Origin of the sequence: Sphaerospermopsis reniformis (assembly GCF_005402885.1) — a bacterium.
Classification (GTDB): domain Bacteria; phylum Cyanobacteriota; class Cyanobacteriia; order Cyanobacteriales; family Nostocaceae; genus Sphaerospermopsis; species Sphaerospermopsis kisseleviana.
Window position 1 is genome coordinate 1 of record NZ_BJCE01000502.1, and the last position, 1,050, is coordinate 1,050.

Below are 1,050 nucleotides of genomic sequence, written 5' to 3' on the forward strand. Positions count from 1 at the left end.
CCCCTCACTCACGGAAACACCCGGTACAGACTCACCAGAAAATAATCCCATCCCGGAAACTACTCCCACACCAGAAATTACGCCTAGTAATTAGCGCGATTAACGCTAAATTAAAGATAGTCCAGCTATTTTCCGGCTGGGCTAAATTTTTTCATTTACAGTAATTATTCGTAAATAAATTGTCAAACACATTACTAATTACAGGAACTGATACGGGGGCTGGTAAAACTTTTTTGACTACCGCTCTAGCAGCCTATTGGCAAAAATATCGCCCTCAAAGCCGCTTGGGGATTATGAAACCCATTCAATCTGGGGAGGGTGACAAGGAGTTATATCAGTCACTTTTTACACTAAGTCAGACTCCAGAAGAACTCACGCCTTTGTATTTTCAAGCACCTCTAGCGCCACCCATTGCCGCTGCTAAGGAAAATCGGACTATAGATTTAGGTTTGGTTTGGCAAACTTTGTTAAAGTTGCAACAACGAAGTGATTTTTTGTTGGTGGAATCTTTGGGAGGGTTAGGTTCACCAGTTACGGATGAATTGACGGTAGCTGATTTAGCGGGTGAATGGCGTTTACCTACGGTTTTAGTTGTACCTGTGCGATTGGGTGCGATCGCTCAAGCTGTGGCTAATGTAGCATTGGCAAGACAGGCTAAGATAAATTTGCGGGGAATTGTCCTTAATTGTACACAACCACGGTTTGATGAGGAAATAGCTGACTTAACACCACCGGAGTTAATTGAATCATTTACTCACATCCCCGTTTTAGGTTGTTTACCTTTTTTAGAAGATCCAAATAACCTAGAACAACTAGCGGAAGTTGGATCTAATTTAGACTGGGAAAGATTATAGTAGGTGACTGGGGACTGGGGACTGGGGACTGGGGACTGGTGACTGGTGACTGGCGACTGGGAACTGGTGACTGGTGACTGGTGACTGGGAACTGCCGACTGGGAATTAGAATTAACCAATCACCAATTACCAATTACCAATTCCCAATTACCAATGACCACTTACCAATTACCAATTACCAAATACCAATTAAATA

General features: G+C 43.0%; 2 protein-coding genes. One reads left to right on the plus strand and one right to left on the minus strand.

Annotated features, from left to right (window positions below):
- The first annotated feature begins 179 nt into the window (after positions 1 to 179).
- On the plus strand, positions 180 to 854 hold the full coding sequence (gene bioD / locus FFR48_RS28045; RefSeq protein ID WP_137669591.1) for a dethiobiotin synthase: 675 nt from the start codon (positions 180 to 182) through the stop codon (positions 852 to 854).
- Here the strand turns inward: bioD and FFR48_RS28050 are convergent.
- Positions 829 to 987 (minus strand): hypothetical protein, encoded by a 159-nt coding sequence (locus FFR48_RS28050; RefSeq protein WP_162501994.1) that lies wholly within the window; start codon positions 985 to 987, stop codon positions 829 to 831. The two genes, bioD and FFR48_RS28050, sit on opposite strands and share 26 nt — an antisense overlap.
- Positions 988 to 1,050 lie beyond the last annotated feature (63 nt).